We start from the raw sequence: 14,674 nt of genomic DNA on the forward strand, positions 1-14,674 counted from the left end.
ACGCCGGAGATCAGCCCCGCCCGCGGTACGGCGCGACGCCTTGCTCCGGCACCCATAACCCCTTCGGCACGCGGCCGGTCTGCCAGAACACGTCGATCGGTATACCGCCGCGCGGATACCAATAGCCGCCGATGCGCAGCCATTTCGGCTTGATCTCGTCGGCGATGCGCTTGCCGATCATCACGGTGCAGTCTTCGTGGAAGGCTCCGTGATTGCGGAAGCTCGCGATGTAGAGCTTGAGCGACTTCGACTCCAGCAGCCACGGACCCGGCGCGTAATCGATCATCAGATGCGCGAAATCCGGCTGTCCCGTGACCGGGCAGAGCGAGGTGAATTCCGGCACGGTGAACCGCACCAGAAAGTCGGTGCCCTTTTGCGGATTAGGCACGCGGTCGAGCTGCGCTTCCTCCGGTGTGTGCGGCCACTCGACCGCGCGGCCGAGCTGGAGGGATTTCTTCGCCATCGTTTGCATCCTTTCGGGCATGATCCGGAAAAATGGATGCCTGTTTTTCCGATAAGATCATGCTCAATCAAAACTGGAGCGCGATGGGATCGCGCTCCAGAGGACGCCGGGATGGACGCAATTGTGGCCGTCGTCAACCGGTCGCGGTCGTCTGGATCATGACCACCCGGTCGTTGCCGGATTCGCAGCCCCAGAGCTCGCCCGGCCGGCCGTCGAGCTGGCGAACATTGGCGTTGGCGCGGTCGCTGGGAAAGCTGGTGAATTTTTCGGTGATGGGATCGAAGCGCACGATCGCATTGGCGGAAAAGTCGCTCAGCCAAACCTTGTCCTTGTCGTCGACATAGACCGCGTAGGCGCGCGGACGCTCGCCCGGCAGCTTCCAGGTTTTCCAGGAGCCATCGGCGGGATCGTGCACCGAGACATGGCCGCTGTTCCACTCGCTCACCCAAATCCGGCTCCTCGAATCCGACCAGACCCGCCGCGAGCCCTGGTTCGGCGTCGGCGGCTCGACCACGGTCGCATGGCCGCTCGCCAGGTCGATCTTCGCGACATAGCTGCCGGCGAGTGAGGCGTACCAGACGTCGCCCTTGGGTGTGACGGTGATGCCGTAGGGCCCGACGCCCTTCGGCGCCTTGAACACCGTCATGTCGCCGGATTTTGGCGCGAGCCGGCCATAATAGCCGGACTGTCCGGTGAACCAGTAGGTGCCGGCCTTATCGAACACGCCGGTGTTGAGATTGGCGGAGGCGAATTTCTCCGGCAAGCGGAACAACGTGACCTTCAAATCCGCCGGATCGACCCGCGCGATCGCGTTCTGGCCGCCTTCGGTAATCCAGGGCGCCCCATCAGGGCCGATCGTCACGCCATGGGGGGCGGCGCCCTGGCCGAGGCTGACGGTCTTGAAACTGCCGTCCTTTGGATCGAGCCTGCCAAGCATGCCTTTACCCTGTGCGGTGAACCAGACCGTGCCGTCGGGCGCGGACGCGACGTCATGCAGGCCGATGCCGGGACTGATCGGGAAATATTTTGTCCGGAACGGTCCCTCCTGCGCAAAACTTGGGCGGATCGCGAACAGGGCGGCGCTCGAGGCAAGAAACTGGCGGCGATTCATGGCGTTACCCCGACTGTTTGAGATGGAGGTTGGACGCGCAGATCAGGCAGGGTCAAGTTTAGTCCGAGCCGCTTCACGCGTCAGTCGAAGGGCGCCGCCCAAGCGTTCACATTTGCTTGCGCTCCGTGTAAGACCCGCGGCGAACCGATCAAACCTAACGAACGGAAGTGCACCATCATGACCGCCATCATCGACATCATCGGCCGCGAAATCCTGGATAGCCGTGGCAATCCTACCGTCGAGGTCGATGTCGTGCTGGAGGATGGCGCGCTCGGGCGCGCCGCCGTGCCATCCGGTGCCTCCACCGGCGCCCATGAGGCGGTGGAACTGCGCGACGGCGACAAGGCACGCTATCTCGGCAAGGGCGTCTCCAAGGCGGTCGGCGCCGTCAATGGCGAGATCTTCGAGGCCCTGAGCGGTATCGATGCCGAGCAGCAGGTCCAGATCGACCAGATCATGATCGACCTCGACGGCACGCCGAACAAGAGCCGGCTCGGTGCCAACGCCATCCTCGGCGTCTCGCTGGCCTGCGCCAAGGCGGCCGCGAACTCGCTCGACATGCCGCTCTACCGTTACGTCGGCGGCACCTCGGCGCGGCTCTTGCCGGTGCCGATGATGAACATCATCAATGGCGGCGTGCATGCCGACAACCCGATCGATTTCCAGGAGTTCATGATCCTGCCGGTGGGTGCGTCCTCATTCGCCGAGGGCCTTCGCTACGGCGCCGAAGTCTTCCACACCTTGAAGTCGGAGCTGAAGAAGGCCGGCCACAACACCAATGTCGGCGACGAGGGCGGCTTTGCCCCGAACCTGCCGTCGGCCGATGCCGCGCTCGATTTCGTCATGAACGCGATCGGCAAGGCCGGCTACAAGGCCGGCACCGATATCGTGATCGGGCTGGACTGCGCCTCGACCGAGTTCTTCAGGGACGGCAAGTATGTCTATGAAGGCGAGGGCAAGACTCGCTCGATCTCCGAGCAGGCCAAATATCTCGGTGATCTGGTCTCGCGCTATCCGATCGTCACCATCGAGGACGGCATGTCGGAAGACGACATGGACGGCTGGAAGGAGCTTACCGACCTCATCGGCAAGAAGTGCCAGCTGGTCGGCGACGACCTCTTCGTCACCAACGTCAAGCGCTTGGCGGAAGGCATCAAGGCCGGCCGGGCCAACTCGATCCTGGTCAAGGTCAACCAGATCGGCACACTGACCGAGACGCTCGCCGCCGTCGAGATGGCGCACAAGGCCGGTTACACCTCGGTGATGTCGCACCGCTCCGGTGAGACCGAGGATTCCACCATTGCCGATCTCGCGGTCGCCACCAATTGCGGGCAGATCAAGACCGGCTCCCTGGCGCGTTCCGATCGCACCGCCAAATACAACCAGCTCCTGCGCATCGAGCAGCAGCTCGGCAAGCAGGCGCTCTATGGTGGCAGGGCGGCACTGAAGGCGCTGGCATAAGCCGGCGCTTGGACAACACAGGGGAGGATCGACATGAGCAACGGCAACAACGGCCTGCAACTGCGTTCATTGATCAAGAAGAGCGGTGAGCTCGAGATTTCCCTGGTCGACGTGCCGACCCCCGAACCCGGCCCGGAGGAGGTCGTCGTCCGTGTCGAGGCGGCGCCGATCAACCCGTCCGACCTCGGGCTTCTGGTCGGCGCGGCCGACATGAGCACCGCGAAGGTGTCGGGCACGAAGGAGTCTCCCGTCATCACCGCGAAAGTGCCGGAGGGCGCGATGCGGGCAATGGCGGGCCGGCTCGACGAATCCATGCCGGTCGGCAATGAGGGCGCAGGCGTTGTCATCAAGACCGGCTCGTCCGATGCGGCGAAGGCGTTGATGGGCAAGGCGGTCGCGATGATCGGCGGCGCCATGTACACGCAGTACCGAACCCTGAAGGCGAGGGACTGCCAGCCGCTGCCCGCAGGCACGACCGCAGCGGAGGGCGCATCCTGGTTCGTCAATCCGCTCACCGCGCTCGGCATGACCGAGACCATGCGCCGCGAGGGCCACAAGGCGCTGGTGCACACCGCGGCCGCCTCCAATCTCGGGCAGATGCTGAACAAGATCTGCATCAAGGACGGCATCCCGCTGGTCAATATCGTGCGCAGCAAGGAGCAGGCCGACATCCTGCACAAGCTCGGCGCCAAATATGTCGTCGACTCCACCGCGCCGAACTTTCTCGGCGATCTCACCAACGCGCTGGTCGAGACCGGCGCCACCATCGCCTTCGACGCGATCGGCGGCGGCAAGCTCGCCGGCGACATCCTCAATTGCATGGAAGCCGCGATCAACAAGACCGCCAAGGAGTACAGCCGTTACGGCTCCAACGTGCACAAGCAGGTCTATGTCTACGGTGGGCTGGACGTCCGCCCGATAGAGCTGCCGCGCGGCTTCGGCATGGCCTGGGGCGTCGGCGGCTGGCTGCTGTTTCCGTTCCTGATGAAGATCGGGCAGGCGGATGTCGCGAAGCTTCGCCAGCGCGTGGTCGACGAATTGAAGACGACCTTTGCCAGCCACTACACCAAGGTGGTGTCGCTTCAGGAGGCGCTCGATCCGACCAATATCGCGGTCTACGCCAAACGGGCCACCGGCGAAAAATTCCTCATCAATCCGAATAAATGATTCTGTTGGCCCAGAATCCGACGATCTGATCAGTACGACATCGCATTCGATGATCAGGCCGCCTTGTGGCGGCCTGATTGCTTTGGGGTGACAGTCTTCTTTCGCGAAACTCAGCGTTTCCAAATCGGACCGGTTCATGCACTTGCATGCATCGGCCGGGATCGCTTAAGTGCCGGCCCGACACTCCCGCTGAAGATTTCGAGGACAACCATGGCCTACAACATCGTCACCATCGCCGGCAGCCTGCGCAAGGACAGCTTCTCGCTGAAGATCGCCAAGGCGCTCGCCAAGCTCGCGCCGGCATCTCTCAAGCTCGAGGTCGTCACGCCGGCGGGGATCTCGTTCTTCAACCAGGACCTCGAGGGCGCGCCGCCGGCGGACTGGCTGGCCTTCCGCGAAGAACTTCAGAAGTCGCACGGCGTCCTGTTCGTCACGCCGGAATACAATCGCGCGATCCCGGGCGTGTTGAAGAACGCCATCGACGTTGCCTCGCGGCCCTATGGCAAGAGCTCGTTCAACGGCAAGCCGGTCGGCATCATCTCCAACTCGCCGGGCCCGCTCGGCGGCGTCAGCGCCGCAAAGACCCTCCAGAACATCCTGCCCGGCATTGCCGGTCCGATCATGCAGCAGCCTGAGATGTACCTCAACGCCGTCGGCGATGCCTTCGACGCGGACGGCAACCTAGTCAAGGACGCCCTGAAGCCCGTGCTCCAGGCCTATATCGACGCCTTCGCCGTGCACGTGGCGAAGCATCACGGCTGAAGATCCTAAGCCAGGGCCGCGCCACTCTCCGTCTTGGCCGGGCAAAAGCGCGAAGCGCGTCTTCGCGCTAGATATCCCGGCCATCCACGACCTTTGCCTGCGACGTCGAAGAACGTGGATGCCCGGGACAAGCCCGGGCATGACGCGTGGAGAGAGCGTGCCTCGTTCCAGTCGGCGCCTGGAATCACGACCATGGCAAGAAATTAGCACTCCCTTAACCAACCTGTCCCATCTTGCCAAAATGGTCTCCCGCGCGCGCCTGAAATCGATCCTGACCGGTCTCGCCCTCTACGCGATGGCGACTGCGATCGTCGGCTATTTCGGCGTCAACGCCTATACCGGCAAATACGGCCTGAATGCGCGCCAGGAACTCGACCAGGAGATCATTGCCCTGACGAGCGAACTCGCGCAGCTCAAGCGCGAGCGCGCCAGGAGCGAGCAGCGCGTATCGCTGCTGCGCTCGGAGAAGATCGATCCCGACATGCTGGACGAGCGGGCCCGTTTTCAGCTCGACTATGCCAATCCGCATGATCTCGTTCGGATGAGCGGCCGGAACTAGGGCGTGCGCTCCTGATGGCGGTCTTCGGCAGCAAGCTGCCTCATTGCTCCTTCTGCGCCTTCAACGAGAACGATAACGGAAATCGGGGATGTCCGTCCGGAAGGCGCCAGCGCCCATCGGACGAGGGCACCATGATGCGCAAACCTTGCCAGGGCAGCACTTCATGTTCATGGAACATCTTGATTGCAAGGCCGGCACCAATCAAGGCCTCCATGATCGCTGACAGCGAGTGCATCCATTCGCGCGTCGATTGATTGATCATCACGGTTTGATCGCCGGTATAGGTCGTCTCGTTCGTGAATTCGAGCGGACGATCGACGGGCGTTTGGAAATCGTGGGTTGGCTCGAGCTTGCCGTCTCGTTCCTCCATGATCGCGAAGCTCGGGTGGGCGTCTGCGAAATAGAGTTCTCCACCGGGCGCAAGGACGGTCGCGATGGCATTTGCCCAAACCGTGAGGTCCGGCAGCCAGCAGATGGTCCCCCACGTGACATAGACCAGATCGAATGGTCCGGGCGTCAACTGGGACGCTTCATCAACTCGACCTTCCACGAAGTCGGCCTTGAGCCCGGCCTCGTCTGTCAGCCGCCTCGCCGTGCGGATTGCTTCGGCGGAAAAGTCGAGACCCGTGACGATCGCACCGAGCCGCACCAAGCGAAGCGTGTCGGTCCCGATGTGGCATTGTAAATGAAGCACCCTCTTGTGCGAAATGTCCCCGAGCTCGGCAGCTTCGATAGCACGCAGCCCTTCCTCGTTGGATCGGACGCGATCAAGCGCGTAGAACCCTGTGATATCGCGGGCATGAATTGTCGCGCGTTCATCCCAGTTGCGACGATTTATCTCGATCGGGTCAGTCATGAACGGTTTCTCGATTTGCGCTGCCGAACCATTCCAAAGATGCAACCTTCCAAGACAACTTTCAACTTCCGGATATGGTCCAACTCGGGCGCTTGGAGATCGCGAACTGACCATTGTAGCCGTAGATCGCCTACCCACAGGATAGGTGACGCGTCGGCTGCGCTCTATTCTGTTTTTCGACCCCTGCGTGAAACGCGCATTCCCGCTTTCGCGATGACGCATTGCCATTCGGTTCCTGAGCTCATGCCGAAGGTCGTAGGTGGGGGGAAGGAGTTGTGTCTTGACGGCGACGACGTCCCCGGTTCATGCCTTCTCCGCGCTGCACGCCAGGTTTGACGCAGATCAATCAGGCAGCGTCGGCACGCTCTAGATTGCCACCCGGAGGAAACAGTGATGAATGGGCAAGCCCCCCGGCATCACGCGGCCCGCGTCGAGGCTGCCATCGCGTCAGGCCAGGCGGCTCGCTCCGCGCTCGTGGCCTCGTGGCGCCGTTCCTCCCGCCTGCATCATCTCGATCCCGGCGGCCGTCACTCGCCGATGCGGTTGAGCGAAGCCGAGTTGCGAGCCGCGCGCGAGCGCGTCGCGCCGCTGCTGGCTGCCGCGCGGGGTGCAATGGATCGGCTCTACCAGGCGGTCGGCGCCGCCGGCTGCTGCGTGCTGCTTGCCGATGGCGACGGCGTGCCCGTCGATCGCCGCGGCACCCCGGCTGACGATGCCACTTTCGAGTCATGGGGCCTGTGGACCGGTGCACTTTGGAGCGAGGAGCACGAGGGGACCAACGGCATCGGCACCTGCGTCGTCGAGCAGCGTCCGCTGACGATCGACCGCGATCAGCACTTCTTCACCCGCAACACGTTGCTGAGCTGCACCGCAGTTCCGATCTATGACCATGACGGAAGATTCGCAGGCGTGCTCGACGTCTCCTCCTGCCGCGCCGACCGCACCGACGCGTTTGCCAATCTGATCGCGCTCGCGGCGGGTGAGGCGGCCAAGCGGATCGAGGCCGATCTGTTTCGCAAGGCGTTCCCCCATGCCCGCATCGTGTTGACGCAGGCCTCGGATGGCCAGTGCGGCGGTCTGGTCGCAGTCGATGCGGATGATCTCGTAATCGGCGCGACAAGGTCCGCCCGGGCGGGACTTGGGATTACGCCCGGCCGCCCGTTGCAGCCGGTGCCCGCGGCCGATCTGCTCGGCGGCGATACCGCGCACGACCACCTCGCCAGCGGTCAGCGCGCGGTGCTGCAGCGGGCGCTGCTCCGCGCGGGCGGCAATGTTTCGGCGGCCGCCAAGGTCCTCGGCGTCAGCCGTGCAACCCTGCACAGGAAGCTCAACCGGTTCGGCCTGAACGCGCATTGAGCTTTCGATATTTCGCCAGTGTCCGCTGTCTGACCCTCATGGTGAGGAGGCCGCGTAGCGGCCGTCTCGAACCATAAGGCCCGACTGTCACCGCGTCCATCCTTCGAGACGCGCGCAAGGGCGCGCTCCTCGGGATGAGGTCGGAATGTGGGGGAGCAGCTTCACCTGTCGCAGAACTGCGACAGGTCGGCTCAACCTTCGCTCCCGCCCGGGCTGACAGAACATCACTCCCGCGACATCGTCGGCGCAAGTCGTGAGCACACGACGAATTGCGCAAACAGCAAACATCGGGAGTGATCAATGAACAAGGTGGAATTCCTCGGCGTCACCAAGAATCCCTTCGCCGCACGCTACGACAATTTCATCGGCGGCAAGTTCGTCGCGCCGGTCTCGGGACGGTATTTCGACAATGCTTCGCCGGTGAATGGCCAGATCGTCTGCAAGATCGCGCGCTCCGACCACCAGGACGTCGAAGCCGCGCTCGACGCCGCGCACGCCGCCAAGGACGCCTGGGGCCGCACCAGCGCGGCCGAACGCGCCGCAATCCTGAATAAGATCGCCGACCGCATGGAAGAAAGTCTCGATCGCCTCGCCATCGCCGAGACCTGGGACAACGGCAAGCCGATTCGCGAGACCCGCGCCGCCGATCTGCCGCTCGCGATCGACCACTTCCGCTATTTTGCCGGCGCCATCCGGGCCCAGGAAGGCTCGCTCGGCGAGATCGATCATGACACCGTCGCCTATCATTTCCATGAGCCGCTCGGCGTGGTCGGCCAGATCATCCCCTGGAACTTCCCGTTGCTGATGGCTTGCTGGAAGCTCGCGCCCGCGCTGGCCGCCGGCAATTGCGTGGTGCTCAAGCCCGCTGAGCAGACCCCGGCCTCGATCCTGGTCTGGGCAGAGATTGTCGGCGACTTGCTGCCTGCGGGTGTGCTCAACATCGTCAACGGCTTTGGCCTCGAAGCCGGCAAGCCGCTCGCTTCCAGCCCGCGCATTGCGAAAGTCGCCTTCACCGGCGAGACCTCGACGGGCCGGCTGATCATGCAATATGCTGCACAAAACCTGATCCCGGTCACGCTGGAGCTCGGCGGCAAATCGCCGAACATCTTCTTCAACGACGTCACCGCCGAGGACGACGATTTCTTCGACAAGGCGATCGAAGGTTTCGTCATGTTCGCGCTGAACCAGGGCGAGGTCTGCACCTGTCCGAGCCGGGCGCTGGTCCATGCGGATATCTATGATCGCTTTATGGAGCGGGCGCTCAAGCGCGTCGCCGCAATCAAGCAGGGCGACCCGCGCGACGCCGCGACCATGATCGGTGCGCAGGCCTCCAGCGAGCAACTGGAGAAGATTCTCTCTTACATCGACATCGGCAAGCAGGAGGGCGCGAAGGTGCTGGCCGGCGGCGGACGTGCCAACCTGACCGGCGATCTTGCCGGCGGTTTCTACGTTCAGCCGACGGTGTTCGAGGGCCACAACAAGATGCGAATCTTCCAGGAAGAGATCTTCGGCCCTGTCGTTTCCGTCACGACCTTCAAGACCGAGGACGAGGCGCTCGCGATCGCCAACGACACGCTCTACGGCTTGGGGGCCGGCGTCTGGAGCCGCGATGCCAACCGTTGCTACCGCTTCGGCCGGGCGATCCAGGCCGGTCGGGTCTGGACCAATTGCTACCATGCCTATCCGGCGCACGCGGCGTTCGGCGGCTACAAGCAGTCGGGCGTCGGCCGCGAGACCCACAAGATGATGCTCGATCACTACCAGCAGACCAAGAACCTCCTGGTCAGCTACAGTCCGAAGAAGCTCGGCTTCTTCTGATCCCGAAAGGAGCGGGCGGCGTCGTTTTGGCGCCGCTCGCTGCGGCAAACGGGCGCTGACGGGCGCCGCGCTTCCAGGCGCGGCCCCGTGAATCGTCTGTGATTAAATTTGTTGCCGCATCGGCGCCAAAGTTTTTCCAATATTTCGATCGCGTTGCAGTGCGGCATAATGAAAGTCATATCATTCCGCCCCGGTGCTTTCGCGCGCGTTTGAACTGGGTTAGAGAGGGCTTAGTTTTCTCTGACCCGGAATTCCTATGGCCGCACCTAAGAAAGCCGCCGCAAGCACCCCACAGGACAAGACCAACGGCGGTTCGCCCCCGGAATTCACAAGGGAGCAGGAGCTCAAGGCGCTCCGCGACATGCTTCTGATCCGGCGATTCGAGGAAAAGGCCGGCCAGCTTTACGGCATGGGCGCGATCGGCGGCTTCTGCCACCTCTATATCGGCCAGGAGGCCGTGGTGGTCGGCATGCAGATGGCCCTGAAGCTGGGCGATCAGGTCATCACCGGCTATCGCGATCACGGCCACATGCTCGCCACCGGCATGGAGGCCAACGGCGTCATGGCCGAGCTCACCGGCCGCCGCGGCGGTTATTCCAAGGGCAAGGGCGGCTCCATGCACATGTTCAGCAAGGAGAAGCACTTTTATGGCGGCCATGGCATCGTCGGCGCGCAGGTTTCGCTCGGCACCGGGCTTGCGTTCGCTAATCACTATCGTAGTAACGACAATGTCAGCGTCACCTATTTCGGCGACGGCGCGGCCAACCAGGGCCAGGTCTATGAGAGTTTCAACATGGCCGAGCTGTGGAAGCTCCCGGTGATCTACGTCATCGAGAACAACCGCTACGCCATGGGCACTTCGGTCTCGCGCGCCTCGGCCCAGCAGGATTTCTCCAAGCGCGGCGCCTCCTTCAACATTCCTGGCAGGCAGGTCGACGGCATGGACGTCCGCGCCGTGAAGGCCGCCGGCGACGAGGCGGCGGCCTGGTGCCGTGCCGGCAAGGGTCCCTACATCCTGGAGATGCAGACCTACCGCTATCGCGGCCACTCGATGTCCGATCCCGCAAAGTACAGAACGCGGGAGGAGGTCGAAAAAGTCCGTCACGACCAGGACCCGATCGAGCAGGTGCGCAACCGCCTCTTGGCCGCCAAGGTCAGCGAACAGGATCTGAAGGCGATCGACGCCGAGGTCCGTGACATCGTCAACGCGTCCGCAGACTTTGCCCAGCATGATCCCGAGCCGGATGCCGCCGAGCTCTGGACCGACATTTACCGCTGAACGCGCGCAAGCTTTCTTTTGGAGTCGATATGCCAATTCAAGTGCTGATGCCCGCGTTGTCACCCACGATGGAAAAGGGCAACCTCGCCAAGTGGCTAAAAAAAGAGGGTGAGACCATCAAGTCAGGCGATGTCATCGCCGAGATCGAGACCGATAAGGCCACCATGGAGGTCGAGGCGACCGACGAAGGCACACTCGGCAAGATCCTGATCCCCGAGGGCACCGCCGACGTCGCCGTGAACACGCCGATTGCGACCATTCTCGCCGATGGCGAAAGTGCCGCCGATCTCGCCAAGGCGCCCGCGCCGGCGAAGCAGGAGAAGGCCGCCGAGTCTGCTCCGCCTGCCGCTGCAAAGGCCGAAGCGCCACAGCCCAAAGCCGCGCCGTCCGGACCGCAGACGGTCACTGAACCCGATCCGGAAGTGCCCGAAGGCACCGAGATGGTGACGCAGACCATCCGCGAAGCCTTGCGCGATGCCATGGCCGAAGAGATGCGCCGTGACGCCGACGTCTTCGTCATGGGCGAGGAGGTCGCGGAATATCAGGGCGCCTACAAGGTGACCCAGGGTCTCCTGCAGGAATTCGGCGCCAAGCGTGTCATCGACACCCCGATCACCGAGCACGGCTTTGCCGGCATCGGTGTCGGCGCCGCGATGACCGGGCTGAAGCCGGTTGTCGAGTTCATGACCTTCAACTTCGCCATGCAGGCGATCGACCAGATCATCAACTCCGCGGCCAAGACGCTCTACATGTCCGGCGGACAGATGGGCTGCTCGATCGTGTTCCGTGGGCCGAACGGCGCCGCCGCGCGTGTCGCCGCCCAGCACAGCCAGGACTATTCGTCCTGGTATTCGAACGTCCCGGGTCTCAAGGTGGTCGCGCCGTTTTCGGCCGCGGACTACAAGGGCCTGCTCAAGGCCGCGATCCGCGATCCCAATCCGGTGATCTTCCTCGAAAACGAGATGCTCTACGGCCACACCGGCGAGGTGCCGAAGCTCGACGACTTCGTGATCCCGATCGGCAAGGCGCGCATCGTGCGCTCCGGCAGCCACGTCACGATCATCTCCTGGTCGAACGGCATGACCTATGCGCTGAAGGCTGCCGACGAGCTCGCCAAGGACGGCATCGAGGCCGAGGTGATCGACCTGCGCACGCTGCGTCCGATGGACACCGAGACCATCGTCAACTCCGTCAAGAAAACGGGTCGCGCGGTCACGGTGGAAGAGGGCTGGGCGCAGAGCGGCGTCGGCGCCGAGATCGCTGCGCGAATCATGGAAAACGCCTTCGACTATCTGGACGCGCCGGTCGCGCGTGTCTCCGGCAAGGACGTGCCGATGCCCTATGCGGCGAACCTGGAGAAGCTCGCGCTGCCCTCGGCGGCCGAAGTGGTCGCGGCCGCCAAAGCCGTCTGCTACAGGTAGGCCATGGCGGGCCCGAAGGAGCAGCCACTACCGCCCGACGTCCTCACCCGCGACGATGCGGTCGAGATCCTGCGCGTGTTCGTGTTGGATGGCGGGCTGTCGATGGCGTTCCAGCGCGCCTTCGAAGAGCCCGATATGTGGGGCCTGTTGCTGGTCGATCTCGCCCGTCACGCCGCGCGCGCCTATGCGCGCGAGAGCGAATATACCGAGGAGGATGCCCTGAACCGGATCCTCGAGATGTTTCAGGCGGAGATCGAGCGGCCGACCGATACCGGCACGACGACACCGCGCGGGAAGGGGCACTGACCGTGGCGATCGAATCCTATCATTTCGATTTCATGCTGGAGGCGATCCGCGAGGCGGAGGCGTCTATCGCACAGGGCGGCCTGCCGATCGGCGCCGTGCTGACGCGCGACAACAAGATCATCGCCCGAGGCCACAACAACCGCGTGCAGGAGAATAACGTGATCCTGCACGGTGAGATGAGCTGCCTGCGCGAGGCCGGCACCATCTCGTTCCACGACACCGTCATGTACACGACGCTGTCGCCATGCTCGATGTGCGCCGGCGCGCTCGCTTTGTTCAAGGTCTCGTTGGTGGTGATCGGAGAATCCGTTACCTTCCCGGGGTCGAAGGACATCCTCGACAAGTTCGGCATCCCCTGGATCGACCTTGCCGACGACCGCTCCATCACCATGATGAAGAATTGGCGTTCCAATCCCGCCAATGAGCGCCTGTGGCAGGGCGACATCGGCAACTAACACTGGTCTGTTCGTCTTCGCTTCGAGGACGACGTTTTTGAAAAGTTCTTCGTGAGGTCAGCATGCCCATCAACATCCTGATGCCCGCTCTTTCGCCGACGATGGAGAAGGGCAACCTCGCCAAGTGGCTGAAGAAGGAAGGCGACAAGGTCAAATCCGGCGACGTCATCGCCGAGATCGAGACCGACAAGGCGACCATGGAGGTCGAGGCGATCGACGAAGGCACGATCGCCAGGATCCTGGTGCCCGAGGGCACGCAGGATGTCCCGGTCAATGACGTGATCGCGGTGCTGGCCGGCGAAGGCGAGGATGTGAAGGCCGCGAGCGCCGGGGCTGCCAAGCCAAGCGCCTCGGCTGCGCCGCCCAAAGCCGCTGAAGCTCCTGCCGCACCGGCACCGGCTGCTCCGAAAGCGCCGCCTGCGCCGGCATCCGCGCCGCAGGCCGCCGCACCGGCCGCGCAGGGCAACGGCCACGCCGGCCGGGTGTTCTCCTCACCGCTGGCGCGCCGTCTCGCCAAGGAATCCGGCATCGATGTTGCGATGGTGGCCGGCACCGGCCCGCATGGCCGCGTGGTGGCACGCGACGTCGAGCAGGCCAAGTCCGGCAAGGGTCTCAAGGCGCCCGCCGCAGCCCCGTCCGCGGCGCCCTTGATCGCGCCGACCATGTCGGACAAGCAGATCCTTTCGCTGTTCGAGCCCGGCTCCTACGAGGTCGTCCCGCATGACGGCATGCGCCGCACCATCGCACAGCGCCTGACCGCCTCGATCCAGAACGTCCCGCACTTCTACCTCACCATCGACTGCGACATCGGCAAGCTGCTCGCCGCCCGCGAGGAGATCAATGCGGCTGCTCCCAAGGACAAGGAGAAGAAGCCGCTCTACAAGATCTCGGTCAACGACTTCGTCATCAAGGCGATGGCGGTCGCGCTGCAGAAGATCCCGAACTGCAATGTGAGCTGGACCGAATCCGGCATGGTCAAGCACCACCATTCTGACGTCGGCGTTGCGGTCGCGATGCCCGGTGGCCTGATCACGCCGATCATCCGCAAGGCCGAGACCAAGACGCTGTCGACCATCTCCAACGAGATGAAGGATTTTGCGGCGCGGGCGCGCTCGCGCAAGCTGAAGCCGGAAGAATACCAGGGCGGCACCACCGCGGTCTCCAACCTCGGCATGTTCGGCATCAGCCACTTCACCGCCGTGATCAACCCGCCGCAAGCGACCATCCTCGCGGTCGGCACCAGCGAGGAGCGCCCCATCGCGCGCGGCGGCAAGATCGAGATCGCGCACATGATGAGCGTGACCTTGTCCTGCGATCACCGCGCCATCGACGGCGCGCTCGGCGCCGAATTGATCGGCGCCTTCAAGCAGCTGATCGAAAATCCAGTCATGATGATGGTCTGACGCGCGGTAGAGGGGGCAACGTTGCATGTCCGTACCCGCTGGCCATGGATGTCGCTGCTGCTTGGAGCTGTCGTCGCGCTCAACCCGATTGGGCTCGATTTTCTTTACTCCGCGTTCTTTGCCGGTGAACAACTGGCACGGAACATCGCCCGGCCTATCGTGCTGATTGCCTTGGCCGTGATGGCTTTGGCGACGATGCTCGAATGGCTGGTGAGGTTTTTTCTGATCAAGCGCCGCGCCCGCGGCGCCCCTTGAGT

The 14,674-nt window shown here is 63.6% G+C and carries 15 protein-coding genes; 12 read left to right on the forward strand and 3 right to left on the reverse strand.

Annotation, left to right across the window (positions count from 1 at the left end; genetic code table 11):
* Window positions 1-10 precede the first annotated feature (10 nt).
* Entirely contained in the window at window positions 11-472 is a 462-nt protein-coding gene (gene queF, locus GWG65_RS18275) for a preQ(1) synthase (protein ID WP_275196938.1), read from the reverse strand.
* Window positions 473-596: 124 nt separating this feature from the next.
* On the reverse strand, window positions 597-1,574 hold the full coding sequence (locus GWG65_RS18280; RefSeq protein ID WP_275196939.1) for a lyase: 978 nt from the start codon (window positions 1,572-1,574) through the stop codon (window positions 597-599).
* Window positions 1,575-1,751: 177 nt separating this feature from the next.
* On the opposite strand from GWG65_RS18280, the gene eno reads away from it, so the two are divergent.
* From eno to GWG65_RS18300, 4 genes are all read left to right on the forward strand, one after another.
* Window positions 1,752-3,035: a phosphopyruvate hydratase gene (gene eno, locus GWG65_RS18285; protein ID WP_275196940.1), complete on the forward strand. Its 1,284-nt coding sequence runs from the start codon at window positions 1,752-1,754 to the stop codon at window positions 3,033-3,035.
* 33 nt (window positions 3,036-3,068) lie between these two features.
* On the forward strand, window positions 3,069-4,202 hold the full coding sequence (locus tag GWG65_RS18290) for a zinc-binding dehydrogenase (RefSeq protein WP_275196941.1): 1,134 nt from the start codon (window positions 3,069-3,071) through the stop codon (window positions 4,200-4,202).
* A gap of 210 nt (window positions 4,203-4,412) precedes the next feature.
* A complete protein-coding gene (locus tag GWG65_RS18295; protein WP_275196942.1) occupies window positions 4,413-4,964 on the forward strand; it encodes an NADPH-dependent FMN reductase in 552 nt (183 codons plus the stop codon).
* Window positions 4,965-5,205: 241 nt separating this feature from the next.
* Window positions 5,206-5,523 carry a septum formation initiator family protein gene (locus GWG65_RS18300; protein ID WP_275196943.1) on the forward strand — a complete coding sequence of 106 codons (318 nt, stop codon included), beginning with the start codon at window positions 5,206-5,208 and terminating at the stop codon, window positions 5,521-5,523.
* Between the two features lie 40 nt (window positions 5,524-5,563).
* On the opposite strand, the gene GWG65_RS18305 is transcribed toward GWG65_RS18300, so the two are convergent.
* The gene (locus GWG65_RS18305) at window positions 5,564-6,379 is read right to left on the reverse strand and encodes a class I SAM-dependent methyltransferase (RefSeq protein ID WP_275196944.1); all 816 of its coding nucleotides are present in this window, start codon (window positions 6,377-6,379) and stop codon (window positions 5,564-5,566) included.
* A 393-nt stretch (window positions 6,380-6,772) separates the two neighbouring features.
* Here GWG65_RS18305 and GWG65_RS18310 point away from each other — a divergent pair, with 393 nt between their 5' ends.
* The 8 genes from GWG65_RS18310 (at window position 6,773) to GWG65_RS18345 (ending at window position 14,672) form a co-directional block, all read left to right on the forward strand.
* The gene (locus GWG65_RS18310; protein WP_275196945.1) at window positions 6,773-7,735 is read left to right on the forward strand and encodes a GAF domain-containing protein; all 963 of its coding nucleotides are present in this window, start codon (window positions 6,773-6,775) and stop codon (window positions 7,733-7,735) included.
* A gap of 300 nt (window positions 7,736-8,035) precedes the next feature.
* Complete coding sequence (adh, locus tag GWG65_RS18315) at window positions 8,036-9,553, forward strand: aldehyde dehydrogenase (RefSeq protein WP_275196946.1); 1,518 nt, start codon at window positions 8,036-8,038, stop codon at window positions 9,551-9,553.
* Between the two features lie 256 nt (window positions 9,554-9,809).
* Window positions 9,810-10,832, forward strand: a complete 1,023-nt coding sequence (gene pdhA / locus GWG65_RS18320; protein ID WP_275196947.1) for a pyruvate dehydrogenase (acetyl-transferring) E1 component subunit alpha — start codon at window positions 9,810-9,812, stop codon at window positions 10,830-10,832.
* A 29-nt stretch (window positions 10,833-10,861) separates the two neighbouring features.
* Entirely contained in the window at window positions 10,862-12,253 is a 1,392-nt protein-coding gene (locus GWG65_RS18325; protein ID WP_275196948.1) for a pyruvate dehydrogenase complex E1 component subunit beta, read from the forward strand.
* Between the two features lie 3 nt (window positions 12,254-12,256).
* Window positions 12,257-12,559 (forward strand): DUF5076 domain-containing protein, encoded by a 303-nt coding sequence (locus GWG65_RS18330; protein ID WP_275196949.1) that lies wholly within the window; start codon window positions 12,257-12,259, stop codon window positions 12,557-12,559.
* Window positions 12,560-12,561: 2 nt separating this feature from the next.
* Window positions 12,562-13,014 (forward strand): nucleoside deaminase, encoded by a 453-nt coding sequence (locus tag GWG65_RS18335; RefSeq protein ID WP_247383777.1) that lies wholly within the window; start codon window positions 12,562-12,564, stop codon window positions 13,012-13,014.
* Between the two features lie 62 nt (window positions 13,015-13,076).
* Complete coding sequence (locus tag GWG65_RS18340) at window positions 13,077-14,417, forward strand: pyruvate dehydrogenase complex dihydrolipoamide acetyltransferase (protein ID WP_275196950.1); 1,341 nt, start codon at window positions 13,077-13,079, stop codon at window positions 14,415-14,417.
* 48 nt (window positions 14,418-14,465) lie between these two features.
* On the forward strand, window positions 14,466-14,672 hold the full coding sequence (locus GWG65_RS18345) for a hypothetical protein (protein ID WP_275196951.1): 207 nt from the start codon (window positions 14,466-14,468) through the stop codon (window positions 14,670-14,672).
* The last annotated feature ends 2 nt before the right edge of the window (window positions 14,673-14,674 follow it).

This window comes from Bradyrhizobium sp. CSA207 (assembly GCF_029051685.1).
Classification (GTDB): Bacteria; Pseudomonadota; Alphaproteobacteria; order Rhizobiales; family Xanthobacteraceae; genus Bradyrhizobium.

Bases quoted from the DNA above. Each gene is read 5' to 3' on its own strand.
- queF (WP_275196938.1), bottom strand. From the start codon at position 472: ATGCAAACGATGGCGAAGAAATCCCTCCAGCTCGGCCGCGCGGTCGAG.
- GWG65_RS18280 (WP_275196939.1), bottom strand. From the start codon at position 1,574: ATGAATCGCCGCCAGTTTCTTGCCTCGAGCGCCGCCCTGTTCGCGATC.
- eno (WP_275196940.1), top strand. From the start codon at position 1,752: ATGACCGCCATCATCGACATCATCGGCCGCGAAATCCTGGATAGCCGT.
- GWG65_RS18290 (WP_275196941.1), top strand. From the start codon at position 3,069: ATGAGCAACGGCAACAACGGCCTGCAACTGCGTTCATTGATCAAGAAG.
- GWG65_RS18295 (WP_275196942.1), top strand. From the start codon at position 4,413: ATGGCCTACAACATCGTCACCATCGCCGGCAGCCTGCGCAAGGACAGC.
- GWG65_RS18300 (WP_275196943.1), top strand. From the start codon at position 5,206: ATGGTCTCCCGCGCGCGCCTGAAATCGATCCTGACCGGTCTCGCCCTC.
- GWG65_RS18305 (WP_275196944.1), bottom strand. From the start codon at position 6,379: ATGACTGACCCGATCGAGATAAATCGTCGCAACTGGGATGAACGCGCG.
- GWG65_RS18310 (WP_275196945.1), top strand. From the start codon at position 6,773: ATGAATGGGCAAGCCCCCCGGCATCACGCGGCCCGCGTCGAGGCTGCC.
- adh (WP_275196946.1), top strand. From the start codon at position 8,036: ATGAACAAGGTGGAATTCCTCGGCGTCACCAAGAATCCCTTCGCCGCA.
- pdhA (WP_275196947.1), top strand. From the start codon at position 9,810: ATGGCCGCACCTAAGAAAGCCGCCGCAAGCACCCCACAGGACAAGACC.
- GWG65_RS18325 (WP_275196948.1), top strand. From the start codon at position 10,862: ATGCCAATTCAAGTGCTGATGCCCGCGTTGTCACCCACGATGGAAAAG.
- GWG65_RS18330 (WP_275196949.1), top strand. From the start codon at position 12,257: ATGGCGGGCCCGAAGGAGCAGCCACTACCGCCCGACGTCCTCACCCGC.
- GWG65_RS18340 (WP_275196950.1), top strand. From the start codon at position 13,077: ATGCCCATCAACATCCTGATGCCCGCTCTTTCGCCGACGATGGAGAAG.
- GWG65_RS18345 (WP_275196951.1), top strand. From the start codon at position 14,466: ATGTCGCTGCTGCTTGGAGCTGTCGTCGCGCTCAACCCGATTGGGCTC.